This is a genomic window from Virgibacillus sp. LDC1, assembly GCF_025792345.1.
Taxonomy (GTDB): domain Bacteria; phylum Bacillota; class Bacilli; order Paenibacillales; family Paenibacillaceae; genus Paenibacillus_AQ; species Paenibacillus_AQ lautus.
The window spans coordinates 623,685-650,484 of record NZ_JAOXLZ010000001.1; the positions used below are offsets into that span (position 1 = coordinate 623,685).

Genomic DNA, 26,800 nt, shown 5'->3' on the forward strand with positions numbered 1-26,800 from the left:
CAGGCTAGCCCTGGGCAGCGATGTCGAGGGTTTAATCTAATTTTAAGGAGGCTGTGCTGAATCGTGGCCAAAATAATGGACAGACTTTTGCTGTTTATCTACAGCTTAAGTATCGGTGTTATATCCGTAGTTGCCATCCTCCTGTTGAGTGGCGCTGTTCCGTATGAATTAACGAGTGTTCAGGAACAACGCCTTTTCTGGGCTGGAATTATCGTAGCTGCGGTTTTGTTTTTGCTGAGCATCCGTTTCTTCTACATCTCCGTAAGGCGCGATCGCTCGAACCTGAATTCCATCGATCAGCGCACGGAATTTGGTGACATCCAAATCTCGGTGGAGACGATCGAGAATCTATGCCTGAAGGCGGCTTCGCGCGTCCGTGGAGTCAAGGATTTGAAATCCCGGATCAAGGTATCCCAATCGGGTCTTGATATTGCGATTCGCGCCGTGGTAGATGGTGAGGAATCCATTCCTACGCTGACAACGGAAGTGCAGAAGCAGGTGCACGACTTTGTTGAAGATACAACAGGAATACCCGTGTCATCCGTATCCGTATATATTGCTAACGTGGTTCAGGCACCAAGCTTCAAGAGCCGCGTGGAATAGAGGTGAGCTTCCCCAATGCCTTGGAAAGAAATATGGGAGAGTCACAGAGGAAGAATTGCCGGGGTGACCGGCGGGCTTGTGTGCGGACTGATTTACTTATTATCCGGTTTTTGGGATATGCTGTTCTTTGCATTAGTGGTATTTATCGGCTATATATTTGGCAAGCGCAAGGATCTGAAGCAGGGCTCCATGTTCCACTTTCAGGAATGGGGACGATGGCTTTCCGAGCGCTGGCGGCCGTTTAAATGAACCCTGTGATATGCTTTCTCCGGAAAAAATGCTGAGGACAGGTGTAGTGCGCCTTTTTTGCGGAGAGAGATATTCACAGGTTTTTTTTTGGTGTTTTAATTGTTGTCAAGTCTTGACGGCAAATGGATCATACTAATTAGAAAAATGGATTCAGCAGGGTCCACAGGAGGAACAAAATGAAAAGACGTGTAGCAAGAGAGATTGTCGTTCAAAGCCTTTACCAGATGGAGATGAACGAAGTCGACAGTGTGGAAGCCGTGTCGATGCTGCTCTCGGAAGCGGCCGAAGAAAATGAGACCGAGCGGGTCATCGGCGACGAAGTTCAAATGAAGGAGTATGTGCTGCAATTGGTCAATGGAACATGGGAATCCAAGGATTCGATTGATGAACTGCTCGCTCATTATTTAAAAGGCTGGCAGGTAAGTCGTCTTTCCCGTGTGGATCGTCAAATCCTGCGTCTGGCTGTATATGAACTGACCTCCCGTGAAGATGTGCCTGGCAAGGTAGCTGTTAATGAAGCGATTGAGTTGTCCAAGCATTTCGGAACCGAGGAGTCAGGGAAATTCGTCAACGGCGTACTGGGCCGAATGATTCAGGAGCTGGATCAAGTCAAGGTGAAGCTGCGTCAGTCTTAATCTGTACGCTAAAGCTTAGCCTGAAACGATATCATTCAATCATAATGGAGGAGAGATTAGGATGACAGCAGCAACGATAATTAGCGGAAAACAGATTTCTGAAGAAATTCGCAAGGGGATTGCGTTAGAAGTAGAACAATTGTCCAAGCAGAATGTCCGTCCTGGTTTGGCTGTTGTACTTGTAGGTGATGATCCGGCTTCGCATGTTTACGTTCGCAACAAGGAGAAAGCATGTCAGGATCTGGGCTTTTATTCCGAGGTGCACCGTCTTTCCGCGGAATCCAGCCAGGAAGAAGTGCTGGCGCTCGTGGACAAGCTCAACGCTCAGGAATCTATTCACGGAATCCTGGTCCAGCTGCCTTTGCCAAAGCACATCCATGAGAAGGCCGTCATTGACGCGATCGCCGTGGAAAAGGACGTGGACGGTTTCCATCCGGTTAATGTGGGTAACCTCGTAATAGGCGATGACAGTCTGCTGCCGTGCACGCCTGCCGGCGTGATTGAAATGATCAAGCGGACGGGCATTGAGATTGCAGGCAAGCATGCTGTTGTAATCGGAAGATCCAATATCGTCGGCAAACCGGTATCACTTCTTCTCCAGCGCGAGAACGCCACCGTTACGATGTGTCACTCCAGAACGGGGAATATGGCTGAAATCGCTCGTCAAGCAGACATCCTGGTCGTTGCGATCGGCAGAGCGAATATGATTGATGCCAGTTACGTGAAGCCCGGCGCCGTCGTGATTGATGTCGGCATGAACCGTTTGGAGAACGGAAAGCTTGCCGGCGACGTTGACTTTGAGAGTGTGAAGGAAGTGTCCGGTCCGATTACTCCGGTTCCCGGTGGGGTGGGACCCATGACCATTACCATGCTCATGCAGAATACCTTGATAGCCGCCAAAAGGCTGAATGGGTTGAGCTGATATGAAGTCGGCAGATCCAGGACGAATATTATCCGTTAAGGATTTAAACCGTTATATCCGCATGAAAATGGAAGGCGACTCCAGGCTCTCCGACGTATGGATCCGAGGTGAAATTTCGAATTTCACCCATCATTCCAGCGGACATATGTACTTTACCTTAAAGGATGAAGGCAGCCGGATTCGTGCGATCATGTTTGCGACTCATAACCAGAGGCTCCCTTTTATACCGAAGGAAGGCTCTCGCGTCATTGCCCGGGGCAATGTGTCAGTGTATGAGCGGGATGGACAGTATCAGTTTTATGCGGTCCAAATGCAGCCTGATGGGATCGGCAGTTTGTACCTTGCTTATGAACAGCTGAAGTCGAAGCTGGAGGAAGAGGGCTTGTTTGCAGCCGAGCGCAAGCGGCCTTTGCCTCGTTATCCCAAGACGATTGGTGTTATTACCTCGCCGACGGGTGCCGCTGTTCGGGATATTATGATCACGATCCGGAGACGGTACCCTCAGGCGAGATCGATACTATATCCGGTGCTGGTTCAAGGCAAAGGGGCAGCTCCTTCGATCGTGAAGGCTATTCGAACGATGAATGACATGGCTGAAGCTGACGTGCTCATCGTTGGGCGCGGTGGCGGATCACTGGAAGAGCTGTGGGCGTTTAACGAGGAGATCGTTGCAAGAGCTATTTATCAATCCGATATTCCCGTCATTTCCGCCGTTGGACACGAAACGGATTTTACGATCGCCGATTTTGTTGCGGATTTACGAGCCGCTACGCCAACGGCAGCCGCGGAACTCGCGGTACCGAGCAGTGCGGAACTAAGGGGGCAGCTTGTTCAAAGACAGCGCCAGCTGAACCAGGGACTACAACAGCGTCTTAAGCGGAGTCGTGAACGTTTACTTTCGCTCCAGCGTTCCCCGGTTCTGGTTCATCCTCGCCGGTATATGCTTCAACATGCCGAACGATTGGACATGCTGTCCCAGCGGCTGCAGGGCAACCTGAAATCCCGGTTATCCCTGGTCCGCCAGCGGCAAAAATCACTGCATCAGGGATTAATCCGGTATAATCCGCGAACCCAAGCGGAGTTCGCCGCGAGAAGAAAAGATCAGGTCAGCCGGCAGTTAATGAATGCCATGCAGTCGATTATGAAATCCAAGATGTCGCAGCTGCAAACCGAAATGAGGCATCTCGATGCGCTCAGCCCGCTGAAAATTATGTCCAGAGGATATAGTCTCGTGTATGACGAGAAAGAGCAAAAGCTTGTCAAATCCATCGAAGATGTCCAGTTAGGCGATTTGGTTAACGTGAGGGTCAGTGATGGACAGCTGCAGTGTCAAGTGTGGGGAATGAAGGAGGATGAAGAAAATGGCGAATGAAACATTAGAGATCAGTTTTGAAGAAGCGATGGCTCAGCTCGAGACGATTGTAGAGCAGTTGGAAGATGGAGACGTGCCGCTGGAAAAAGCGATCGACTTATTTCAACAGGGCATGAAGCTGTCGCAGATGTGCAGCAAAAAGCTGGAGCAGGTTGAGCAAAAAATCGAAATGATCGTGGAAGAAGGCGGAGAACTGAAGCGTAAGCCTTTTGGTGGAACGCTTGATGAGACAGGTGAACTGGGTGAATAACAGACTTCCGATTAAACAATATATGAATGAGATTTGGGACAGACTGGATAGCGAATTAACCAATCTTTTTCCGCCAAGTTGGAAAGTTCCTGAAACCCTTCGCCAGTCCATGTCGTATTCTTTAATGGCAGGCGGCAAGCGAATGCGTCCGCTGCTTGTCATTGCGGCTTGCGAGGCCGGAGGTGGAAATCGTGATGCAGCTCTTCCGGTCGCTTGCGCTGTTGAGATGGTCCATACATATTCCCTTATACACGATGATCTGCCAGCGATGGATGATGATGATTATCGTCGCGGCAAGCCAACGAATCATAAGGTTTTTGGCGAAGCGAGCGCTATTTTGGCCGGTGATGCCTTGCTGACGCATGCCTTTTACAGCGTAATCCAGGCTTCCAGAAAGCATGGGGTTCCGGCTGAACGTGTGCTGTCGATTGTCGAGGATCTTGCGGAGTATGCAGGTCCGCGGGGGATGGTAGGCGGTCAGGTTGCCGATATGGAGGGCGAACAAGGGATAACGACGCTAGAGCAGCTTGAGTATATCCACCTGCACAAGACGAGTGATCTGATCATGTTCTCGCTGATGGCAGGCGGGCATATTGCCGGATGTTCGGAATCCCAAATCGAATCCTTGCGAACCTTCGGGCATCATATCGGCCTTGCTTTTCAGATTCAAGATGATATTCTGGATCTGGTCGGGGATGAGTCCAAGCTTGGGAAGCCGGTACAAAGCGATGTGAAACAGGAAAAAGTAACGTATCCGTTCTTCATCGGTTTGGACGCATCCAGGCGTGAAGTTGAGCGCCTGACAGCAGAAGCCAAGCGGGCCATTTCAGAAGGGAATTTCAATGACCCCTCAAGATTGCTGGAGATCGCAGATTTCTTGATGGCGCGGGATCACTAACCACGCTTTACATGCAAACGGTTTTTTTGTGATATAATGTCTGTTAATGGCTGAATTCATATCAGCTAAAGAAACGTAAACTTAATCAAGGAAAGCGGGGAGATTCTTCGTGCTTCTTCCAAATATCAAACATCCCGAACAACTTAAACATCTATCGGTAGACGAACTCGAGGATTTAGCAGGACAAATCCGTCATTTTCTAGTCGAAAAGCTGTCCGTTACCGGTGGCCATCTTGCACCGAATCTGGGAGTGGTTGAACTCACGCTGGCCTTGCACTATTGCTTTGACAGCCCTCGTGACAAGATGATTTTTGACGTGGGCCATCAAGCCTATGTACACAAGATCTTGACCGGACGGATGGATAAATTTGATACGCTCCGTAAATACAAAGGCTTGTGCGGCTTCGTGAAGCGTTCCGAAAGCGAGCATGATGTCTGGGAAGCAGGACACAGCAGCACCTCGCTGTCTGCTGCAATGGGCATGGCGATGGCGCGTGATCTGAAAGGTGACAACAACCGGGTTATCGCCATGATCGGTGACGGTGCCCTTACCGGGGGCATGGCCTTTGAAGCGCTCAACCATATTGGCCACGAGCAGAAAAAGCTGATGGTCATCCTGAATGACAACGAAATGTCAATTGCACCGAATGTGGGTGCCATGCACAATTACTTAAGCAAGATCCGTTCTGATCGTTATTATCTTCGTGCCAAGGACGAAGTGGAAATGCTCCTGAAGAAAATTCCTGCCATCGGCGGCAAACTCGCCAAGACGGCAGAGAAGATGAAGGACAGCCTTAAATATATGATGGTTCCCGGCGTTTTATTCGAGGAGCTAGGATTTACCTATCTGGGGCCTGTAGACGGACATGATCTGAACAAACTGATCGATACGTTAAAGCAGGCCGACAATGTGGACGGACCCGTTCTGATTCATGCCGTCACAACCAAAGGCAAGGGATACCGGCCGGCCGAATCCGATTCTCATAAATGGCACGGGATCACGCCGTATAAGATTGAATCCGGTCAAGTGCTTAAAGCGGTAGGGAATCCGATGTACACGGAAGTGTTCGGACAGACTCTGGTTGAGCTGGGGGAACAGGACAAACGGATCGTTGCCGTCACGCCGGCGATGCCGGGAGGCTCCGGTTTGATCCCGTTCAGCAAGAAATTCCCTGACCGTATGATCGATGTGGGGATTGCCGAGCAGCATGCCGCGACCTTATGCGCAGCATTGGCAATGGAAGGCATGAAGCCTGTGTTTGCGGTGTATTCCACGTTTATGCAGCGTGCATACGACCAAATCGTGCATGATATTTGCCGCCATAACGCCAACGTGATGTTTGCGATTGACCGTGCTGGCTTTGTCGGTGCAGATGGCGAAACCCATCAAGGGGTATATGACGTAGCCTTCATGCGTCATATACCTAATATCGTCATTATGATGCCAAAAGACGAGAACGAGCTTCGTCATATGATGAAAACAGCGCTCGATTATAATGAGGGACCTATTGCTTACCGTTACCCTCGGAACAATGTGCGCGGCGTTCCCATGGACACCGAGCTGGTACCGATTCCTATCGGGACTTGGGAAGTCGTTCGTCCTGGCGAAGGATACGCCATTCTGGCATCGGGTCCTATGGTTCAATTGGCTGAAGAAGCGGCCGAACAGCTCAAGCGGGAAGGCATTACGGTAGAAGTCGTAAATGCCCGTTTCCTTAAACCGCTTGATGGAGGCATGCTGCGGAATCTGGCGGAGACGGGGACGTCGATGCTGGTTCTGGAGGAAGCTTCGCAAGCGGGTAGTCTGGGCAGCGCGGTTCTGGAGTTCTTTGCGGAGCAGGGAATCCATGATGCGGTCGTATCTTTAATGGGGATCGAAGACCGGTTTATTGAGCACGGAAGCATACCGCAGCAGCGTGAAGAAGTAGGGCTGACATTGGAATCGGTTTGTCAGGAGATCCGGAGCCTGAAGAATGCCCGGACAGCCGTACTCGGCAAGAGAAGTTTTATGTCTTAGTAAACCATCAGGAGTATAATATGGATTCATCTCAGAAAGAACGAATTGACATCCTGCTTGTAGAGCAGGGATATTATGAGAGTCGCGAAAAAGCCAAAGCTGCGATTATGGCGGGCCTGGTCTATGCCGGAACCGAGCGGATCGAGAAAGCCGGTATGAAAATTCCAAGGACGTCCGAACTGAAAGTCAAAGGCTCGGTTCATCCCTATGTCAGCCGTGGTGGATTAAAGCTTGAAAAAGCGATTCGTTCATTCGACATCGATATGAAGGGGCGCACGATGCTGGATATCGGCTCTTCAACTGGCGGCTTTACGGATTGCGCGCTCCAGCACGGGGCCAGTTATGTGTATGCGATTGACGTCGGTTATAACCAGCTGGATTGGTCGCTTCGTAACGATGCACGCGTGTGTGTCATGGAGCGGACGAATTTCCGCTATATGACGCCGGACGACTTGAGTGGCCCTCGGCCTGATTTTGCCAGCATTGACGTTTCGTTTATATCCCTTCGCATTATTTTACCGCCTTTGAAGATGCTCCTGGATAAACCGGGCGATGTAGCTGCTCTGATCAAACCTCAATTTGAGGCAGGGCGGGAGAAGGTTGGTAAATCCGGTGTGGTTCGAGATCCAAAGGTGCACAGGGAAGTCTTAACGCAGGTGCTGACGTTTGCGGATGAAATTGGGTTTAAATTAAAAAATCTTACGTTCTCTCCGATTACGGGAGGGGAAGGCAATATCGAATTCCTGGCCCACTGGCGATTAGAGCCAGAGGTTACTGAAAGCTCGGAAGAACCGGCTCAGGAAGATGGACAAGATTCTGTCCATCTGAGTCAATGGATTGATACCGTCGTAACGCAAGCGGCTCATACATTCACAGGAAACTCATCGAAATGATGGGTTTCTTTTGTTGAAAAAGAGGAATTCATGTTCTCATCCGCGAATACAAAATTCGAGGTGAGAGGATGAATGAGCGTTATGATTGGTTATTAATGATATTGCTTGGTGTCGTCATTGCCTTGCTTATCGGTTATAGGCTGAATCGTTGGCTGATGTCGCCATCACCGGATCGATTGCCGGGCATCCCGATAAATGAACACATTCCAGATCACCCAGCCATTGGGATGCTCGAACGAGAAGGATATGACGTGGTTGGGGGCAAAGTAAAAATAAACTTGTCATTTGAAACGGGACAGAGACCCATCTTGAGTCGGTTGTTTATAGATTACGTTGCATCCGATGACAGTGGCGAGCTGTACATGGTGAAGCTGGCACGGGAACGGATGCCGGTCGAGTGGACGGGCTCTGGCATTCGCGATCGGTTGATGCCGTTTTTGCTGCTGTATCCCGAATGTGCCGGTCTGCTCTATATCGACGTGAATGAGAAGTCGATTCACCGTTTAAGCATGGATTGGTCGGACGAAGAATGGATTGGTCAAGATGATTACAACAGTTAATACTCAGGAGGCTCTTTATGAAGGGACAACGCCATATTAAAATCAGGGATATTATTACCCACCAGGATATTGAGACACAGGATGAGCTTGTAGACGCATTGCGTGCGGAAGGTTTTCAGGTCACTCAAGCTACGATTTCACGTGATATAAAAGAACTGCTGCTCATTAAGGTGCCTACAGATGATGGGCGATATAAATACTCCATGCCGACGGATCAGCGTTATAACCCTGTGCAGAAGCTCAAAAGAGCGCTTGTCGATAATTTTGTTTACATTGACCGTACCGGTAATCTTGTAGTCATGAAATGCTTGCCCGGGACAGCTAATTCGGTTGCCGTGCTGCTCGATAATATGGAATGGTCCCAGATCATGGGCACCATTTGCGGCGATGACACGATATTGCTGATTTGCCGAACGGAAGATGACGGGGAACATGTCGTTGCCCAAATTAAAAATTTCATTTCGTAATAAACATTGTGATTCATTGGCAGTTTTAAGCAGTAGCGGAGGTGGGAAACATGTTAAACACGCTATCCATTCGGAATCTGGCTGTTGTAGAAAGCGTGGATGTGCATTTTTATCCGGGATTTCACGTACTGACGGGGGAAACCGGAGCAGGTAAGTCCATCATTATTGATGCGCTCGGATTAATTGCTGGCGGCCGCGGTTCGGCTGATCTGATTCGCTACGGATGCGACAAAGCGGAGATTGAAGCTCTGTTTGAGCTGCCTGTGGAGCATCCCGTATGGGAAACACTGAAGAAGCTGGGGGTTGAAGCGGATCCGGAAGAGCATTTATTAATTCGGAGAGAACTGACATCTCAAGGAAAAAGCACGTCGCGTATTAACGGACAACTGCTAAACTTAAGCATGCTGCGTGAAGTTGGAGAAAAGCTCATCAATATCCATGGTCAGCATGAACATCAAAGCTTGCTGCGTTCAGAGCAGCATATGGGTCTTCTGGACACGTACGGGGATAAGGTCATAGGGCCTGCCAAGCAGAAGTATCAAGCGTTGTACGGAGAATTCAGTAAAGTCGAGAGAGAGCTCAAGGACCTGCAGGAGACCAGCCAGAAGGCGTATCAAATGCTGGATATGTATCGGTTTCAGCTGGAGGAGATCGCGGCTGCGGAGTTGAAAACCGGTGAGGACGAGGAATTGTCCGAAGAAAGAACCAAGCTGTCCCACAGCGAGAAGATGATGGATTCCGTTGCCGGAGCATACGACCTATTGTACGGGTCCTCGGGACTGGAATCCGTCAGCCGTGCCCTATCTCGATTGGAGGATGTGTCCGGGTACGATGAGAAGGGGCTAAAGCCGCTTGTTGAGCAGCTGCAATCCGCTTATTATCAGCTGGAGGATGCGGTATTCCAGCTTAGGGATTATCGCGACAGCATTGAATTCAATCCGGAACGGCTGAATGAAATTGAGCTTCGTTTAGATATGATCTCCGGATTGCGCCGAAAATATGGGGATAATGTAGAGCAAATTCTGGAATACTACGTGAGAATTCAGCAGGAAACCGATATGCTGGAGAATAAGGACGAATTTATTCAAGCGTTGGAACAGCGTCGTGACGAGCTGTTAAGTGTGCTGTTGGTTAGCGCTAAAGAGCTTAGTATTGCCCGCAAGCAGTGTGCGCAAGATTTAGCACGGCAAGTGGAGGGGGAACTGAAGGATCTTCAAATGGAACGAACCTCGCTTGAGGTTCGGATGGAACTGCAGCTGGATCCTAACGGTTACGAATATGAAGGACATAAAGTAAGGTTGACCAGACAAGGTATGGATACGGCTGAATTCCTGATATCCGCCAATCCGGGTGAGCCTCTGCGTCCGCTTGCCAAAATTGCTTCGGGTGGAGAAATGTCCAGAATTATGCTGGCGATGAAGAGTATATTTGCCCGTCATGATCAAATACCGGTCTTAATCTTTGATGAAGTCGACACAGGTGTCAGTGGAAGGGCTGCCCAATCGATTGCGGAGAAGCTGTTTTTGTTGGCCAAAACCTGTCAGGTGTTCTCCATTACGCATTTGCCGCAGGTCGCTTGCATGGCGGATCATCAGTATTTAATCGAGAAGAAGCTGGAAGCCTCCAGAACGATGACGCAAGTAGAAAACCTGAATGAAGAGGGGCGTGTAAAGGAGCTTGCACGGATGCTTGGCGGAGTCGAGATCACCGAAAAGACACTTCATCATGCCCAAGAAATGCTCAATCTGGCGGCAGCGCAAAAGGCTTCCAGAAAGGCTTTGGGTCAATGATTGACAGTTATAAATCCTTAAGGGCAGGGTAACTTAAAGGTACGCAATTGGCGACCACCTTTTCGTCAAGCGAAAGAAGAAAAAGGGAGCGTGACAGCCATTGAAGCCCAACCTCAGGAGAAAACTGCTCGGTTTCGTTCTTGCTTTCCTTCTTTGTTTCATTGGAACTGCTGATCCTGTCCAGTCTTTTGCTTCATTGCCCAATGAGCTGAGATTGATTTCCGGTCAGCAGTCCCGTCTTGATGTTGCCATGCCTGTTCAAGCCCTCGCTTCAGTTGATCGCCCGGATGTCCTGCAGCTCAACGGCTCCCGCGAGTCAAAACTTCAAGTATCGCTAAAGCATCCACTGCAGCTGAATCCCCAGCAAAGCGGAAATGCCGAAGTTACCCTGAAATTATTTGGTAAAATTCCTCTGAAGACAGTTCATGTGAAGGTGATCCCCGAACTCAAGGTCATTCCAGGAGGTCAAACCATCGGCGTCAAAGTGAAATCCTCCGGTATACTGGTCGTTGGGCATCATCTGGTACGCGTTCAAAACGGTGCTAAAGTGTCTCCTGGAGAAGCAGCTGGCCTGAGGGTTGGCGATCTGCTTACCAAGATGGATGGAAAGCCGCTTAATGATGTAACAAAGGTCGCTGACATCGTCAAGAAGGCCGGTGAAGCCAACCGGCCCTTGGATATCTCCTTTAAGCGGGGCGGCAAAGAAATGACAACAAAGCTCAGTCCGGCATATGATCAAGAAGATCAAAGCTGGCGCCTTGGTCTGTATATCCGTGATTCTGCAGCAGGTGTAGGAACTTTAACATTCTATGCGCCTCACCAAAAAGTCTACGGAGCTCTGGGCCATGTCATTACCGATATGAATACTCAAACCCCCATTGATGTTGGAAGCGGCCAGATCGTTCAGTCCAACGTTACATCCATTAGCCGAAGTGAAGAAGGCGAGCCGGGAGAAAAACGGGCAACCTTCACAAAAGACGGCAAGATATTGGGCAATGTTGAGCGTAATACTCATTTCGGAATCTTCGGTAAAATGAATAATCTTCCTGAACACGGTTTGTATCAGGAGCCAATACCCGTAGCTTTATCCCATGAGGTTAAGGAAGGTCCTGCAGAAATTTTAACTGTCGTAGAAGGCCAAGAGGTTGAACGTTTTACAGTGGAGATCGTACACGTCTCCAAACAGGATACTCCCGCAACGAAAGGACTTGTACTTCGTATTACCGATCCGAGACTGCTTAAGAAGACAGGCGGAATCGTACAAGGCATGAGCGGCAGTCCAATCGTTCAGGATGGCAAGCTGATAGGAGCGGTAACCCACGTTTTTGTAAATGATCCGAAATCGGGGTATGGATGCTTTATCGAATGGATGCTTCAGGACTCCGGCGTACTACAATCTACAGAATCAACTCCTCAAAATCTTAAGGCAGGTTAATGCCTTGAGATTTTTTGTCGTAAAATAACGAATTAGAGATTAATTTGAAACAAAATATTTAATTATAAATCAACTTCAAAAAAAAATAAAGAAAAATAATTTTCGACAGAAGGAATTTAAATGAGTATGTCGAAAACTTTATACACAAGAAAATGTTCTAAAATAACAACTGATCTGATAAAGGAGGAGCACGAATTGCAAAAGATCGAGGTATTATTGGCAGACGACAACCGTGAGTTTACAAACCTGCTTGGTGAATACATTTCGGATCAACAAGATATGGTGGTATCCGGAATCGCTTATAATGGCGAAGAAGTACTGAGCATGATTGAGGAATCGGGAAAAGTACCGGATGTGCTGATCCTTGACATTATTATGCCTCACTTGGACGGCCTTGGCGTACTTGAACGATTACGCGATATGAATTTGTCTCCGCAGCCGAAAGTGATCATGCTTACGGCATTTGGTCAGGAAAATATTACGCAGCGAGCTGTACAATTGGGCGCTTCCTATTATATTTTGAAGCCGTTTGATATGGAGGTACTCGCCAGCCGCATTCGTCAACTCGTTGGCTCGTCCGGCAGCATTTCGTCAGGCGCGCCATTTACAAGTATGAAATCCAATGTTGTTCCCATGGGCAAAGGCAAAAATCTGGACGCGAATATCACTTCGATTATCCATGAGATTGGTGTTCCCGCTCATATCAAGGGCTACCAATATTTGCGTGAAGCCATTACCATGGTATACAACAATATCGAAATTCTTGGTGCGATCACGAAAACGTTGTATCCTGCCATCGCTGAGAAATTTAAGACAACGCCTTCCCGAGTGGAACGTGCGATCCGTCACGCTATCGAAGTAGCCTGGACTCGCGGGAATATCGATTCGATCAGCCATCTGTTCGGCTACACCATCAACATCAGCAAATCCAAGCCAACCAACAGCGAGTTCATCGCGATGGTCGCGGATAAGCTGAGAATTGAGCATAAGGTTTCTTGAAAGGGTAAGGACTAAGGAAGGGATTTAGGGGAATGAAGTTGTGGCACCTAAATGTCTACTTGCGCGGAACATTGAAATCACTCCTTTATTGGTTGCGTCGTCGTAACCAGTGAAGGAGTGATTTTATGTTTGTCATGGACTTTCAACAAAACAAACCAGCCGTTAATGCGGCTGGTTTGTTTTCATTTAGGTTACTAACCCGGTAAATATCCTTCAGTGTTACGTTCCTTCGATTGCCCTCACAGGTAATACATTTTGAACTGGATATCCTGCTCGTGGTTCCCGAACTTCTTGCCGAATAATGTGGCGCCTCCAACGTGCCTTGCATCTTCCTTCACTTCAATTCGAAAGGTCCAGCGATCACAGGTTGCATCCAAATCATCTACGGAGACAGCGGAGAGCGGGTCGCCATCGATATAAGTACCGTGGCTCGTAATTCGTATCGTTTTTAACAGTCCGTATTGGTTGATATTGTGTGGCCACCATGCAGGCGTATATTTCCCCCTTGTATCCGCAAAATCCCCCGGGCTTGTCCACGTGCCGAGTTCAATGCCGTTTAAGGAGAAGGTGATGTCGGAGGGCCAGACATCATTGGAAAAAGGAAACTCCGAGGAAATCTCCAAACTGATTTCGAACTGCTGCAGTTTTTCATCCTTTTGAAGGAAATTAGCGATGTTGTATTGGATAAAGCCCTCGGTAAACCACAGAATTTCTGCATCCACACGCTTGGGATCCATGAAGTACTTGGGCTCGTCAACCCGCCCGATAAATTCCTTCTCGGTCGCAAGGCCGCAGGTAGGCTTCAGGTCATAATCGGTGTAATGTCCGATCGGCACCGAAGCCTCATACGAAGCAAAGGAATGAAAGATTTTTTTCGGGAAGTTGATTTCGATATGATCCACCTTCAGGATCGAGATTTTCTGCTGTCCCGATTTTCCCGGCACTTTCTCAGTCCGGATAATGCCTGCATCTTCGAGCTTTTTAATATGTTTTGTCACAATCGGACTGCTGATTTGAAGTTCTTGGGCCAAATCTTTGATATTCATTTTGTTTTTCGAGAGCAGCTGAATAATCTTGATTCGAACTTCGCTGGCCAAAGCCTCGTAAACCACAAGCGATGACTTGTCTATTTCCAATTGCATATGACCACTTCTTTCAACAAGTTTTTCATAAACAGTGTTCATTAACTAATATGCATCATAACATATGCTTTATTAACCTGTATATAAATCTTATCATTTAATACAACAATTTTTCAAACTTATGATTAATATAAATGTTAATTAAACGATAAATTAACAATAAAGATTTATATATATGTTATTGACACCGTTTTCATTACGAGTGTATACTGAACCAAAGTTAATCGTTTTCATGATCCAAGCCAGTGAATGATTAACCAAATGATTAGTAATAGGAGGAGAGTTTGTTGAAGAAAAAAATGGGGGTTTCACTGATACTTGTAATGTTAGCGGTAGCGGTACTAGGGGGATGTGGCAACGGGGACAAGAACACCATCACCTTTTGGACGCCTTTGACGGGTGATGACGGGGCTTACATGGATCAACTTGTGAAGGATTACAACGCCACCAATCCCGAGTATAAAGTGAAGCATGTGATTACCTCGGACATGTATACAAAAATATCTACAGTTCTTAATTCAGGCAAAGGCGTTCCTGATCTGTCCATTATTCACGCGGACCGCGTTCCAAGCTTTGTTAAGCAAGGCGTGTTGGAGCCGATGACGGCAGTCATGCAAGCTCAACCAGAATTGAAAGCGGATAATTATTTGCCGCAGGCCTGGGCAACGGGAAACGTAGAGGGTACCCAATATACGGTGCCGCTTGATATACACAGCAATGCAATGTACTACAATAAAAACTTGCTCAAAAAATACAATGTAGAAAGCTTCTTGGATGATGATGTGGTTACCATTGATGAAATTTTGTCGCTGCAAGGCAAGCTGGATGAAGGCGATTACGTTATTAATGACGCTCTATTGGGCTGGGTTGTGTTAGCGCAAATCCAGAACCTGGGCGGCGACATTCAACAAGACGGCAAACCTGCCGTGAATACAGAAGCCATGAAACAAGCGTTTACGGAGATTAAGAAAATATCGGATGCGGGCTTGATGACCCCTTTTGGTGAGGACGGATACCTGATGTTCCAAGCTGGAAACGTTTTATTCTCAACAGACGGCACATGGAGCTCGACGGCACACGCAACAGTGGATGGCTTGGACTTTGGCGTAACGAACATTTATTCGACGAGTGCGGACAAGTATACAAACCGAGCCTCTTCGCACTTATTCTCCATGCTGAAGAACGACAAGAGAACGGATGAAAAAGAGCAAGCCATCGGCCAGTTCCTGGAATTCATTCGCCAAAACTCGATTGAGTGGGCAAAAGCGGGACAGATCGTAGCGAGTAAACAAGTCATTGAGAGCCCCGACTACAAAAACTATATACAGTCATTCTTTACCTCCAACGAAAAAGAAGTTGAATCCTTGTACATTTACACTTACGAATACTATCCATACGTAGCGGAGGCTGTAGATACATATGCAGCGGATATCGTACGGGGCAATGTCGATATCGACGAAACCCTGGCGACGATGCAAAAATTTGTAGAGGATAAAATCGCGGAAGGCAACAGTGCCGCAAAGTAAATGACAGCAGAGCATGATTGAAAAAAAGCAAAGTGTCCTTGCTTTCATGACACTTTGCTTTTCCAAAGGAGAAATGAAAGGGTATGAATAAGAAGTCGTTGACGCCTTATTTCTTTGTAGGTCCCCATTTGATACTTTTTATCGTATTTATTCTATTGCCGACCCTATACGGGATTTATGCTTCCTTTACGCAGTGGAATCTGATCAATGATCCTGTATGGGTTGGCTTGGCCAACTATAAAACGATTCTGTTTGACACGGAGTCCACCTTTTATACCCAATTTATGAATGGATTAAAAAATACACTGATTTTTGTTGTTCTAAGTGTACCTATATTAATCATCATCCCGTTAATGATTGCCGTATCGCTCGAGCACAAAAAAGTGAAAATGAAAAATGTCATTCAGTCCATTCTCTATATTCCCGGACTCATTTCGATCTCTGCAGCGGCACTGATTTGGTCTTTAATATTCAATAAGCAGCTTGGGATCACGAATAATATCTTCGGCTCCGAAACGGTCTGGGCGGCCAACCAGCCCTATGCCTGGCTAATCATTATTGTCATTACGGTGTGGGGCGGAGTCGGCGGGAACATGATTATCTACCGGGCTTCCATAAGCGGAGTGTCCAAGGATTTGTATGAATCGGCCGAGATGGATGGAGCGGGGCCTGTCCGCAGATTTTCAAGCATTACGCTGCCTTCCATTCGTTTCCCGCTGATCTATACCTTTGTTATGACGACAGCCGGAGCCTTTAACGTATTCGGTCAGCCATTGATGATGACGGACGGAGGACCTAGACAGAGCACAACCGTATTGATGATGTATATCCGGCAGCTGGCCTTTGGTCACGGAGAATCGATTGCGGGCATGGCTTCCGCGATGGCCGTTTTGCTCGGACTGGTCATTCTCGTCATTTCAGCTCTTCAGTATTATGTGATGAACCGAAACGCGTCCTAGCAGCATGTTCAGCTTGCAAACGACGGAAACGATAAAAGGTAGGTGTACTGTGCAATGTCGAACCCGGTAGTACATGAAGTGAACGCGGATTCCAAGCTTGGTCGCTCTGGTCCGAAGAAGGCTTCAACCAACATTAGCGTGTCAAAATATATTGCGTATACATTTCTCATCCTGCTGTGTGTGATATGGGCGATTCCGGTCATATTTGGCATTACCACATCTTTTCGGTCCCAGGCCGAGGTGGTATCCAGCGGGTTCAGTCTGCTGCCTGATAGCTGGATTTTCGAAAATTATGTCGCGATCCTGCAAAATACATCGACAGCGCCCATTCTGCGCTGGTTGATGAACTCCGTTTTTATTGCCACGATGCATACGCTGCTCGTGATCGTCGTTATTTCCATTACCGGTTATGGATACTCGCGCATGAACTTTAAAGGAAGGGACACCTTGTTCTTTACCTTGCTTGGGATTTCCTTTTTTCCTGGGGTAGTGAATCTGATCCCGTCTTATAAAATCATTGATGCGCTGGGATGGGTGAATACCTCTTGGGCGATGATCATTCCTGGCTTGGCCGGGATGGGGAACATTTTTTTGGTCCGACAATTCATGATGGGCGTTCCCAAGGATTTGGATGAATCGGCGCGCGTGGATGGAGCGGGAGATTTTAGAATCTATTACTCTATTATTTTACCGCTCATGAAACCTGTATTGATTGTATGCGGCCTGTTTTCATTCACGGGTTCCTGGAATGATTTCCTTTGGCCCGTCATCGTGTATACGGATGTGGAGAAGATGCCGGTCACAGCAGGACTGCTGTTGTTGCAGGACATTTACGGCAATTACCGCATGATCGGACAATTGATGGGTTCTGCGATCCTGGCCATCATTCCGACGCTGCTGTTGTTCCTGTTTGCCCAGAAATATTTTGTGCAGTCGATCAACTTAAACGCAGGCATCAAAGGATAGCAAGAAGATTGGATTCATAGAAGTTAGTAAAAATAGAAAGCTAGCGGAAGTCAAACTATAAGGTATAGGAGTCGTCACCATGACTGAATTATATATAAAAAATCCCCTGATCGAACAGCGGGCAGATCCCTGGATCTATAAACATACCGATGGTTATTATTACTTTACCGGTTCCGTGCCGGAGTACGACCGAATTGAGCTTAGACGCTCGCAAACGATTCAAGGGCTTGCGGATGCCGAAGGAATTACGATCTGGCGCAAGCATGAGTCAGGCCTGATGAGTGCCAACATATGGGCACCCGAGATTCATTATATGGATGGCAAATGGTATGTGTATTACGCCGCTGCCCATACTTCAGAAACGAGGGACGGATTGTTCGATCACCGCATGTTCGTATTGGAGAACGCTTCGGCGAACCCGCTCGAAGGGGAATGGGTGGAGAAGGGGCAAGTGATCACGAAGTGGGAATCTTTCGCCTTGGACGCAACGACGTTTGAGCATAAAGGCAAACGGTACTATGTATGGGCTCAGAAAGATCCGGGCATTCCAGGCAATTCCAATCTGTATATCTCATTGATGGAAAACCCCTGGACCCTGACAGGGGAACAGGTATGCATATCGGTTCCCGAGTACGATTGGGAGAAGATCGGGTATCTTGTGAATGAAGGGGCCGCCGTTCTTAAGCGAAACGGGCGAATATTCATGACCTATTCCGCGAGCGCCACGGACCACAACTATGCGATGGGGCTGCTGACAGCCGATGAAGACAGTGATTTGCTGAATCCGAGCTCCTGGGTCAAGTCGCCTGTACCTGTATTTACGACATCTGAAGCCAATGGCCAATATGGTCCGGGGCACAACAGCTTCACGATTTCCGAGGACGGCTTGCAGGACATTTTGGTATACCATGCAAGAAGTTACAAGGAGATCGTCGGGGATCCACTATATGATCCGAACCGTCATACGCGTGTACAGGTCATCCGATGGAACGAAGACGGAACGCCGAATTTCGGGGTGCCAAGAGCGGATCATGAACCGGTCTCCAAGCCATGATGCCGACTTTGTCATTGGGGTTGTGACCGGAAGGATTAACAAACATCAGACCGACTGAGCTTAACAGCTTGGTCGGTTTTTTACATTCTAGGAGGTAAGCGGCAGAATATAAAATAGGAAAAAAGAAGGAGTCTTCGATATGGATGGAGAAAAAGGGACAGATGGTTTTATGAAATGGTTAAGGATGTATAAAGCACAAATCGATTAGCGATATATTCTTATTTCCTGGTAAGGAGGAATTATAAATGGCAAAGATATTAGTATTGGGCGGGACCCGCTTTTTCGGTAAAAGGCTGGTTAACCGGCTGCTGGCTAAAGGCGATGCCGTTACGATTTTGACGCGTGGACATCACCAGGATTCATTCGGGGGTGCCGTTTCGCGGCTTGCCGTGGATCGGAAGGATCCGGAAAGTTTAAAACAGGCAGTGGGAAGCCAGGACTTTGATATCGTGTATGATAATATATGTTATACTCCGGAAGAAGCGGGACAAGCTGCAGACATCTTTGCCGGACGAATTGGACAATACGTGCTGACCTCCACGTTATCGGTATATGATTTTGCGGATCACCCGTTGAGGGAAGAGGACTTTGATCCGTACAGATACCCTGTTATGATGAACGAAAGCAGGGACTACAGCTATAAGGAAGGCAAGCGCCAGGCGGAGGCGGTATTATTCGGTCGCCATAACCTGAACGTTACCGCAGTCCGGTTGCCGATTGTGCTGGGACCGGATGATTACACGCGCAGACTGCATTTTCATATTGAGCATGCAGCGAGCGGTGAAGCTATTGGTTTGCCTGATCCTGACGCCCAAATCTCGTTTGTGCATGCCGAGGAAGCGGCAGAGTTTCTGGAATGGGCAGGTCAAGTCCAATGGGAAGGCCCGGTAAATGCTTGCTCCAGCGGAACGATTTCGGTCCGGGAAATGATGAGCCTGATCCAGCAGGAAATTGGTAGGTCGGCACCGCTGCAGTCTTCGGCACCACCTGATCACATGTCCCCGTTCGGAATTCCTGGAGATTGGACGATGGATCATGCCAGAGCGGCAGCTGCCGGCTTTAAATTCTGGGATCTGCACGATTGGATGCCGAAATTGATTGCTGAATTGTCCGCCGATTTGCAGGTTCGCTAGCGGAGTGATTGGATACATCATTTGAAGAAAGACAAGAGGGAAGTGCCCTGAAAGGAAGATCAGCATGAGCGACAAGATGGAAGCATGGAAAGAGCGTATTCGAGAGGTAGAATCCAAAGGAGGCTTATCTCCGGAAGCCCTAACGCTAATCCATGCGATGTATGAAGAGCTGGAAGTTTTGACGAAACAAAATTTTAATCTGCGGAAAACCGCGCTGAAAGCGACGTCCAGAGAAACGAGGATGTCGAGTAAACTGAAGGACGCACTAATGGAATAAACGGCGGAGTCCAGAACATATGATAAACACCGGGGATGGCTCCCCGGTGTTTTTTTTGGAAATATCATAAAGCGGTAAACATACGAAGCATGGGCTTCCTGATATCGCATGATTAGCTTTTAGATGGCGTTCCTGACTTCGGCGCCTGGCGCTTCTTTTTGAATCGGGGTCCAACGTAATTTCGCTTGCGGTCCCGGAACAGAATCCAGCCGCCCAAGAATCCGATACCGATGACAAACAGGGCCAGCCCGCCTAGAAAAGGCAGCCACCCGAAAGCGGGGTTTGCCACGCTGTCATCCCCATGAACGGAAATATATAGAAAAACCGCATCTTTCATCATTAAGAAACCCTTCATTGCCATAAAACCCGGGATAACTAAAATCAAGATGGCAATAAAGCGGGAAATTAACATTTTCATAGAAGATTCCTTCCTGCGACTGATGTAATGAACTACCGTTTATCATACCTTTTTCATAGGGGTATGTCTATTTCGATTATGGATGATGATTTTGTAATCCGAAAAAAAGAGAGTACAATGAAAGTGTATAATTGGACTTATTATGGAGGTGCCGTTTGTGGCTATAACATGTGATGTAGCAATTCTTGGCGGGGGAACCGGTGGATATGTTGCGGCCATCCGTGCAGCCCAGCTTGGTAAAAATGTGGTCATCATCGAGCAGGACAAATTGGGGGGAACCTGCTTGCACCGCGGTTGTATTCCGAGCAAATCTTTGCTTCGGAGTGCCGAATTGTATGCGGAAATGAAGGATAGCGAGAGCTACGGAATCGAGACGGATGGGGTCCGGTTATCGTTTGACAAAGTGCAAAAGCGCAAAGACGGTATCGTCGATAAGCTGCACCAGGGCGTTCAATATTTGATGCGCAAAAATAAAATTACCGTCGTGCAAGGCAAAGGGAGAGTCATCGGCCCGTCCATCTTCTCTCCGCGCAGCGGCGCAGTGGCGGTTGAGCTTCCGGATGGCGAGATGGAAACCGTGGTTCCCACTCATCTGATCATCGCGACCGGCTCGCGTCCACGTCACTTACCGGGACTTGAGCCTGACGGCATACATATACTGACAAGCGACCATGCGCTTCAGCTGGATGAGCTTCCTGCATCCATCATCATCGTAGGAGGCGGCGTAATCGGCGTGGAATGGGCTTCGATGCTGAATGATTTTGGCGTTCAGGTCACGATTGTGGAAGCTTCGCCACATCTGCTGCCAGCCGAAGACGAGGAGATTGGACGTGAGCTGACAAAGATGCTCACCGCCAGAGGCGTAGAGGTGATCACCAACGTTTCACTTCAAACCGACAGCTGTGAGGTTCGGAATCAAAGCGTGTCCATCACGATCGAGCAAAAGGACGATACAAGAACATTGTCAGCGGACAAGCTGCTCCTTTCTGTCGGCAGAATCGGCAATACTGAAAATATCGGACTTGAAAATACGGACGTTCGGGTTGCGAACGGCGTCATTGTGGTGAATGCCAATATGCAAACAACGGAACCCCATATTTACGCGATCGGCGATTGCATCGGGGGTCTTCAGCTTGCCCATGCGGCAAGCCACGAAGGGATTGCAGCCGTGAACCATCTGGCAGGCGAGAAGGCGGAAGCCTACCGCAGTGAATGGATCCCTCGCTGCATCTATACCCGTCATGAGGTAGCCAGCGTCGGACTGACGGAGAAGCAGGCCAAAGAATCCGGACATGAGATCCGGATCGGAAAATTCCCGTTCTCGGCGATTGGCAAATCGTTGATCCACGGAACGAAAGAGGGGTTCGTGAAGGTCATTGCCGATCAGAAGACGCAAGATATTCTGGGCGTGCATATGATTGGCCCGCATGTAACCGAGCTGATCGGCGAAGCGGCTCTGGCACAAGTACTGGATGCGACTCCATGGGAAGTGGGAGCGGCGGTGCATGCCCATCCATCATTATCCGAAATCATCGGCGAAGCGATGCTTGCGGTGGATGGACGAGCCATCGGTTTGTAGGGATGAGAACATCCTTTTGTGGAATCCCTCATTTCTTTTTGCCGAGAAAGGGATTATAATAACATTAAGCCAAGTCTTAGTACCAGGTTTTAATACTTGATCAAATATGCCTTTAAACTCATGTTACGAGGCCGGTGATCAAGCCTGAAGTCATGGCTCACATAAAGGAGGGATCTCCATGAAAGAACATGAAACGGTTACGGCAAACAACAATAGGCATGAGCAGCTTGGACTGACCGACGGACAAGTGCTAGACATGTACAAATATATGGTGCTGGCACGAAAATTCGACGAGCGCAACCTGCTGCTGCAGCGGGCGGGCAAAATTAACTTTCACGTATCCGGTATCGGGCAGGAGACATGTCAGGTTGCTGCTGCGTTTGCCCTTGACCGGGAGAAGGATTATTTTTTACCCTATTACCGCGACTACGGATTTGTATTGGCAGTGGGGATGACCCCTCGCGAACTGATGCTGTCGGCTTTTGCCAAGGCCGAGGATCCGAACAGCGGCGGACGGCAGATGCCGGGACACTTCGGTAGTAAACGTCTGCGAATTGTGACGGGCTCCAGCCCTGTAACCACACAGCTTCCGCATGCCGTTGGTATCGCGCTGGCGGCCAAGATGCAGAAGAAGGATTTTGTATCGTTTGTTACGTTTGGCGAAGGCTCTAGCAATCAGGGGGATTTTCATGAGGGCTGCAACTTTGCGGGCGTTCACAAGCTCCCTGTTATTATCATGTGCGAGAATAATCAGTATGCCATTTCGGTGCCGCTTCATAAACAGATTAGCGGGAAGGTAAGCGACCGCGCTCTCGGGTATGGATTCCCAGGCATTCGAGTGGACGGCAACGATGCGCTTGAGGTATATGCAGCCGTGAAGGAAGCGCGTGAGCGTGCGATTCGCGGAGAAGGCCCAACACTGATCGAATCCATGATGTACCGTTTGTCTCCGCACTCCACATCGGATAACGATTTGGCGTACCGGACAAAAGAAGAGGTCGAAGAGAACTGGAAGAATGACGGCGTCGCCCGCTTTAAGAATTATTTGGTCGACTGCGGGCTCTGGGACGAAGCACGCGATCAGGATTTGATCGCTCAATTAAACCTGGAGATCAAAGAAGCGACGGAATCTGCAGACTTGGCTCCATTTCCGAAGCCTGAAGATACGCTTCTTCACGTATATGCCGATGATGAAGGGGGCGTGTAAAGAATGGCGGTAATGGAATATATCGATGCAATTCGTCTGGCCATGAAGGAAGAGATGGAGCGTGACGAGTCCGTATTTGTGTTAGGCGAGGACGTAGGCGTCAAAGGCGGCGTGTTTACAACAACCAAGGGGTTGATGGATCAGTTCGGCGAAATGAGGGTGCTTGATACCCCGCTCGCGGAGTCCGCGATTGCCGGTGTGGCAATCGGTGCAGCCATGTATGGCATGAAGCCGATTGCCGAGATGCAATATTCGGACTTTATGTTTCCGGCAACCAATCAGATCATTAGCGAAGCAGCGAAAATCCGGTATCGTTCCAATAACGATTGGAGCTGTCCCGTCGTCATTCGTGCGCCGATCGGCGGCGGCATATTCGGGGGCTTGTATCATTCCCAGTGCCCGGAATCGGTGTTCTTCGGAACGCCGGGATTGAAAATCGTTGCGCCGTACTCGGCCTATGATGCGAAGGGGCTGCTGAAAGCAGCGATACGCGATCCGGATCCGGTCCTGTTTTTTGAGAACAAAAAATGCTACAAGCTGATTACTGGCGATGTGCCGGACGATGATTACGTTGTACCGATCGGCAAAGCGAATCTGCTGCGCGAAGGATCGGATATTACGGTCATCAGCTACAGCCTGCCGCTGCACTTTGCCATGCAGGCTGCCGAAGAGCTTGAGCAGGAAGAGGGCATCAGCGCGCATGTTCTGGATCTGCGTACCATACAGCCGCTTGATCGGGAAGCGATTATTGAAGCGGCCCGTGCAACGGGTAAAGTGCTGATCGTACATGAGGATAATAAGACCGGCGGCGTCGGCGGGGAAGTATCCGCGATTATTGCGGAGCACTGCCTCTATGATCTTGATGCCCCGATCATGCGCTTGTGCGGTCCGGATGTACCGGCTATGCCAATCAGTCCGCCAATGGAGAAATTCTTCATGCTTAACAAGGACAAAGTCAAAGAATCCATGCGTCAATTGGCGCTTTATTAAGAACAGGGAGTGTGAGCATGTCCGAAAATCAGAAATTGACCGATGTTACGATGCCTCAGCTGGCGGAATCCCTTGTTTCGGCGACCATTGCCAAGTGGCTGAAGAAGCCGGGGGATGTCATCGAGCAGTACGAACCGATCTGTGAAGTCATTACCGACAAAGTCAATGCCGAGATTCCATCCACATTGGACGGCGTCATGGGAGAGATTCTTGCCCAGGAGGGCCAGACCGTCAATGTTGGCGAGATCATTTGCCGGATCTCTGTGGCTTCAGGACAAGGTACAGATCTTTCGCCACAGCCGGCTGCAAGTGCTCCCGTGAGTCAGCATCAGGGAAGCGGCAGTGAAGAGGGTTCGATGCGTTTCCGGTATTCGCCTGCTGTGCAGACGCTGGCAGCCGAGCATCAGATTGACCTTTCGCGAGTCCAGGGGTCAGGCATGGGGGGCAGAATCACCCGTAAGGACGTACTGGCTTATATTGAAAAGGGAGGAGCAGCCCAAGGCCAAGGCGCTCCTGCCGGAGCAGCGCCGGTCCAAAGCGCCCAAGCGCCGAAAGAAACGGTTCAGCCGAGCGGGGAATCGCCGTTTCAGGGGCTGCAGCATCAGACGCCTGCGGAACCGTCGCCTCCTCTGGGCACAGCGATTCCGAATGTGCGACATTCCGGGCTGCATTTGACGGAATCGCCAAAAATTCCGACCATCGAAGTGGAAGGAATGGAAGGCGGAAGATCGGAATACTTTATTGATGTTACGCCGATGCGTAATGCCATCGCCAGAAACATGCGTCAAAGCGTTACGGAAATTCCGCATGCATGGACGATGATTGAAGTCGACGTGACTAACATTGTGCTGCTGCGTAATCAGCTGAAGGATGAGTTCAAGCGTAAGGAAGGGGTTAATCTGACCTACCTGGCCTTTTTGCTGAAAGCCGTTGTGAACGCAATTAAAGATTATCCGATCATGAATTCGTTCTGGGCCGTGGATAAAATCGTGGTGAAGCGCGATATCAATCTTTCCTTGGCCGTCGGAACAGAGGATTCCGTGCTGACGCCGGTCATCCACCGTGCCGACCAGAAGAATATTGCCGGCTTGGCTAGAGAGATCGAGGAGCTTGCACGCAAGACCCGTGAAGGCAAGCTGAAGTTAGACGACATGCAGGGCGGTACCTTTACGGTTAACAATACGGGATCCTTCGGTTCGATTCTGTCCTATCCGATCATCAACTATCCGCAGGCTGCGATACTGACGTTTGAATCGATTGTTAAAAAGCCTGTGGTCATCAATGACATGATCGCGGTCCGTTCGATGGCAAATCTGTGTTTATCCCTTGATCATCGGATTTTGGACGGGGTAATCTGCGGAAGATTCCTGCAGCGGGTTAAAGATAACCTGGAAGGTTACACCCTGGATACGAAGCTTTATTAATTTTCGTACATGATCTGCGGACTGATTCTTCGGAAGAAGGTTCGCAGACGTTATTCATACCGAAGTCAATCGCAGGAGCATTCATTGGTTAGTGGGAACCCTATGAAAGAAGGCGTTAGCACATGAACAAACCGTTAGATGTATCGTACACGCCGATTGTAGATTATGGCATGGCTTGGGAGCTTCAGAAACAACATGTTTCCGCCATCGATCAGGGAGAGCAGCACGAGCGCTTGATGTTACTTCAACATCCTCCGACCTATACCATGGGGTCACAGCGTCATCCGGAGCACTTGCTCCTGAGCAAAGAGGAATTGGAAAAACAGGGCATCGGCCTGTTTGAAATAGATCGAGGCGGAGACATTACATATCATGGTCCTGGACAGCTTGTCGGGTATCCGTTGTTACTGCTGGATGGCGGCAAGAATTTGAATCTGCACGGTTTTCTGCGCGACGTGGAGCAGGTCATTATCGATTACTTGGCATCATACAACATCGAAGCCGGCCGGAAACCCGAGTACACCGGAGTATGGGTAGGGGATATGAAAATTTGCGCCATCGGCGTGAAATTCAATAAAGGCCGCCATCATCGCGGATTTGTGACGAGCCATGGTTTTGCGTTTAATATTAAATCCGGAATTACAGACGCGGGATTCTCGGGAATCATTCCTTGCGGCATACAGGAATACGGTGTAACTTCATTGGAGGACTGTACGGGGCGGGTTTTTGAGGTGGAGGAAGTAGCCCGGGAGATCGTGCCTTTCTTCACCCGGGTATTTCCATATGAGGCTCGTTGGTTGTAACTTTATGCGCTCGTAAATGCAGGGTGTCAGCGAAGGAACAATGGCTCAAGGATAACCAGCAGCGTTGATCCGACCATGGCAATCAGCATGAGATAGATAACAATTCGAAACCACTTTTTACGTTGCATTGTGTAACTCCTTTGAAATAGGTTTAATGATGAACATACATGGAAGCAGCATCATTTCAATGAGAAATAGATATAAAGACATTGTATCGTATCTGCGAAAGAGA

The 26,800-nt window shown here is 48.8% G+C and carries 28 protein-coding genes; 25 read left to right on the top strand and 3 right to left on the bottom strand.

Annotated features, from left to right (window positions below):
* Positions 1–63 precede the first annotated feature (63 nt).
* From amaP to spo0A, 14 genes are all read left to right on the top strand, one after another.
* On the top strand, positions 64–603 hold the full coding sequence (gene amaP, locus OHJ21_RS02865) for an alkaline shock response membrane anchor protein AmaP (RefSeq protein WP_100536239.1): 540 nt from the start codon (positions 64–66) through the stop codon (positions 601–603).
* Between the two features lie 15 nt (positions 604–618).
* Positions 619–852, top strand: a complete 234-nt coding sequence (locus OHJ21_RS02870) for a DUF2273 domain-containing protein (RefSeq protein WP_006209372.1) — start codon at positions 619–621, stop codon at positions 850–852.
* Positions 853–1,028: 176 nt separating this feature from the next.
* Positions 1,029–1,487 (top strand): transcription antitermination factor NusB, encoded by a 459-nt coding sequence (gene nusB, locus OHJ21_RS02875; protein ID WP_100536240.1) that lies wholly within the window; start codon positions 1,029–1,031, stop codon positions 1,485–1,487.
* A 61-nt stretch (positions 1,488–1,548) separates the two neighbouring features.
* Entirely contained in the window at positions 1,549–2,409 is an 861-nt protein-coding gene (gene folD, locus OHJ21_RS02880) for a bifunctional methylenetetrahydrofolate dehydrogenase/methenyltetrahydrofolate cyclohydrolase FolD (RefSeq protein ID WP_100536241.1), read from the top strand.
* Between the two features lies 1 nt (position 2,410).
* Positions 2,411–3,781, top strand: coding sequence for an exodeoxyribonuclease VII large subunit (gene xseA / locus OHJ21_RS02885; RefSeq protein ID WP_100536242.1), 1,371 nt, complete (start codon positions 2,411–2,413; stop codon positions 3,779–3,781).
* Entirely contained in the window at positions 3,771–4,031 is a 261-nt protein-coding gene (gene xseB / locus OHJ21_RS02890) for an exodeoxyribonuclease VII small subunit (RefSeq protein ID WP_009591232.1), read from the top strand. The genes xseA and xseB overlap by 11 nt, the downstream gene beginning before the upstream one ends.
* Positions 4,006–4,929, top strand: coding sequence for a polyprenyl synthetase family protein (locus OHJ21_RS02895; RefSeq protein WP_207797494.1), 924 nt, complete (start codon positions 4,006–4,008; stop codon positions 4,927–4,929). The genes xseB and OHJ21_RS02895 overlap by 26 nt, the downstream gene beginning before the upstream one ends.
* Before the next feature lie 109 nt (positions 4,930–5,038).
* Positions 5,039–6,946, top strand: coding sequence for a 1-deoxy-D-xylulose-5-phosphate synthase (gene dxs / locus OHJ21_RS02900; RefSeq protein WP_486019280.1), 1,908 nt, complete (start codon positions 5,039–5,041; stop codon positions 6,944–6,946).
* Positions 6,947–6,966: 20 nt separating this feature from the next.
* Positions 6,967–7,839, top strand: coding sequence for a TlyA family RNA methyltransferase (locus tag OHJ21_RS02905; protein WP_100536244.1), 873 nt, complete (start codon positions 6,967–6,969; stop codon positions 7,837–7,839).
* Positions 7,840–7,907: 68 nt separating this feature from the next.
* Positions 7,908–8,399 carry a hypothetical protein gene (locus OHJ21_RS02910; protein WP_100536245.1) on the top strand — a complete coding sequence of 164 codons (492 nt, stop codon included), beginning with the start codon at positions 7,908–7,910 and terminating at the stop codon, positions 8,397–8,399.
* 17 nt (positions 8,400–8,416) lie between these two features.
* A complete protein-coding gene (gene ahrC, locus OHJ21_RS02915) occupies positions 8,417–8,866 on the top strand; it encodes a transcriptional regulator AhrC/ArgR (RefSeq protein WP_100536246.1) in 450 nt (149 codons plus the stop codon).
* Between the two features lie 50 nt (positions 8,867–8,916).
* Positions 8,917–10,656 carry a DNA repair protein RecN gene (gene recN, locus OHJ21_RS02920; RefSeq protein ID WP_326112219.1) on the top strand — a complete coding sequence of 580 codons (1,740 nt, stop codon included), beginning with the start codon at positions 8,917–8,919 and terminating at the stop codon, positions 10,654–10,656.
* Between the two features lie 100 nt (positions 10,657–10,756).
* Positions 10,757–12,091 carry a SpoIVB peptidase gene (gene spoIVB / locus OHJ21_RS02925; protein WP_100536248.1) on the top strand — a complete coding sequence of 445 codons (1,335 nt, stop codon included), beginning with the start codon at positions 10,757–10,759 and terminating at the stop codon, positions 12,089–12,091.
* A 195-nt stretch (positions 12,092–12,286) separates the two neighbouring features.
* Positions 12,287–13,090: a sporulation transcription factor Spo0A gene (gene spo0A, locus OHJ21_RS02930; RefSeq protein ID WP_100536249.1), complete on the top strand. Its 804-nt coding sequence runs from the start codon at positions 12,287–12,289 to the stop codon at positions 13,088–13,090.
* A gap of 239 nt (positions 13,091–13,329) precedes the next feature.
* Here the strand turns inward: spo0A and OHJ21_RS02935 are convergent, their stop codons facing one another.
* Positions 13,330–14,232 (bottom strand): ArsR/SmtB family transcription factor, encoded by a 903-nt coding sequence (locus OHJ21_RS02935; protein WP_100536250.1) that lies wholly within the window; start codon positions 14,230–14,232, stop codon positions 13,330–13,332.
* 284 nt (positions 14,233–14,516) lie between these two features.
* Here OHJ21_RS02935 and OHJ21_RS02940 point away from each other — a divergent pair, with 284 nt between their 5' ends.
* The 6 genes from OHJ21_RS02940 to OHJ21_RS02965 all read left to right on the top strand — a co-directional run bounded on the left by OHJ21_RS02940 (position 14,517) and on the right by OHJ21_RS02965 (position 20,147).
* Positions 14,517–15,758: an extracellular solute-binding protein gene (locus OHJ21_RS02940; protein ID WP_100536251.1), complete on the top strand. Its 1,242-nt coding sequence runs from the start codon at positions 14,517–14,519 to the stop codon at positions 15,756–15,758.
* A gap of 83 nt (positions 15,759–15,841) precedes the next feature.
* Complete coding sequence (locus OHJ21_RS02945; RefSeq protein ID WP_071223867.1) at positions 15,842–16,717, top strand: carbohydrate ABC transporter permease; 876 nt, start codon at positions 15,842–15,844, stop codon at positions 16,715–16,717.
* A gap of 54 nt (positions 16,718–16,771) precedes the next feature.
* Complete coding sequence (locus OHJ21_RS02950; RefSeq protein ID WP_100536252.1) at positions 16,772–17,683, top strand: carbohydrate ABC transporter permease; 912 nt, start codon at positions 16,772–16,774, stop codon at positions 17,681–17,683.
* 79 nt (positions 17,684–17,762) lie between these two features.
* Positions 17,763–18,737 carry a glycoside hydrolase family 43 protein gene (locus OHJ21_RS02955; protein WP_100536253.1) on the top strand — a complete coding sequence of 325 codons (975 nt, stop codon included), beginning with the start codon at positions 17,763–17,765 and terminating at the stop codon, positions 18,735–18,737.
* Between the two features lie 245 nt (positions 18,738–18,982).
* Positions 18,983–19,870 carry an NAD-dependent epimerase/dehydratase family protein gene (locus tag OHJ21_RS02960; RefSeq protein ID WP_100536254.1) on the top strand — a complete coding sequence of 296 codons (888 nt, stop codon included), beginning with the start codon at positions 18,983–18,985 and terminating at the stop codon, positions 19,868–19,870.
* 64 nt (positions 19,871–19,934) lie between these two features.
* On the top strand, positions 19,935–20,147 hold the full coding sequence (locus OHJ21_RS02965; protein WP_100536255.1) for a hypothetical protein: 213 nt from the start codon (positions 19,935–19,937) through the stop codon (positions 20,145–20,147).
* A 112-nt stretch (positions 20,148–20,259) separates the two neighbouring features.
* On the opposite strand, the gene OHJ21_RS02970 is transcribed toward OHJ21_RS02965, so the two are convergent.
* Positions 20,260–20,565 carry a DUF2627 domain-containing protein gene (locus OHJ21_RS02970; protein ID WP_100536256.1) on the bottom strand — a complete coding sequence of 102 codons (306 nt, stop codon included), beginning with the start codon at positions 20,563–20,565 and terminating at the stop codon, positions 20,260–20,262.
* Between the two features lie 157 nt (positions 20,566–20,722).
* On the opposite strand from OHJ21_RS02970, the gene lpdA reads away from it, so the two are divergent.
* From lpdA to lipB, 5 genes are all read left to right on the top strand, one after another.
* Positions 20,723–22,144: a dihydrolipoyl dehydrogenase gene (gene lpdA / locus OHJ21_RS02975; protein ID WP_100536257.1), complete on the top strand. Its 1,422-nt coding sequence runs from the start codon at positions 20,723–20,725 to the stop codon at positions 22,142–22,144.
* Between the two features lie 178 nt (positions 22,145–22,322).
* On the top strand, positions 22,323–23,351 hold the full coding sequence (locus tag OHJ21_RS02980; RefSeq protein ID WP_100536258.1) for a thiamine pyrophosphate-dependent dehydrogenase E1 component subunit alpha: 1,029 nt from the start codon (positions 22,323–22,325) through the stop codon (positions 23,349–23,351).
* Between the two features lie 3 nt (positions 23,352–23,354).
* Positions 23,355–24,341, top strand: coding sequence for an alpha-ketoacid dehydrogenase subunit beta (locus tag OHJ21_RS02985; RefSeq protein ID WP_100536259.1), 987 nt, complete (start codon positions 23,355–23,357; stop codon positions 24,339–24,341).
* A gap of 17 nt (positions 24,342–24,358) precedes the next feature.
* Positions 24,359–25,765, top strand: a complete 1,407-nt coding sequence (locus OHJ21_RS02990; RefSeq protein WP_486019281.1) for a dihydrolipoamide acetyltransferase family protein — start codon at positions 24,359–24,361, stop codon at positions 25,763–25,765.
* Positions 25,766–25,887: 122 nt separating this feature from the next.
* On the top strand, positions 25,888–26,568 hold the full coding sequence (gene lipB / locus OHJ21_RS02995; protein WP_486019282.1) for a lipoyl(octanoyl) transferase LipB: 681 nt from the start codon (positions 25,888–25,890) through the stop codon (positions 26,566–26,568).
* A 26-nt stretch (positions 26,569–26,594) separates the two neighbouring features.
* Here lipB and prli42 read toward each other — a convergent pair whose 3' ends face one another.
* Positions 26,595–26,696: a stressosome-associated protein Prli42 gene (prli42, locus tag OHJ21_RS03000; RefSeq protein ID WP_015734477.1), complete on the bottom strand. Its 102-nt coding sequence runs from the start codon at positions 26,694–26,696 to the stop codon at positions 26,595–26,597.
* Positions 26,697–26,800 lie beyond the last annotated feature (104 nt).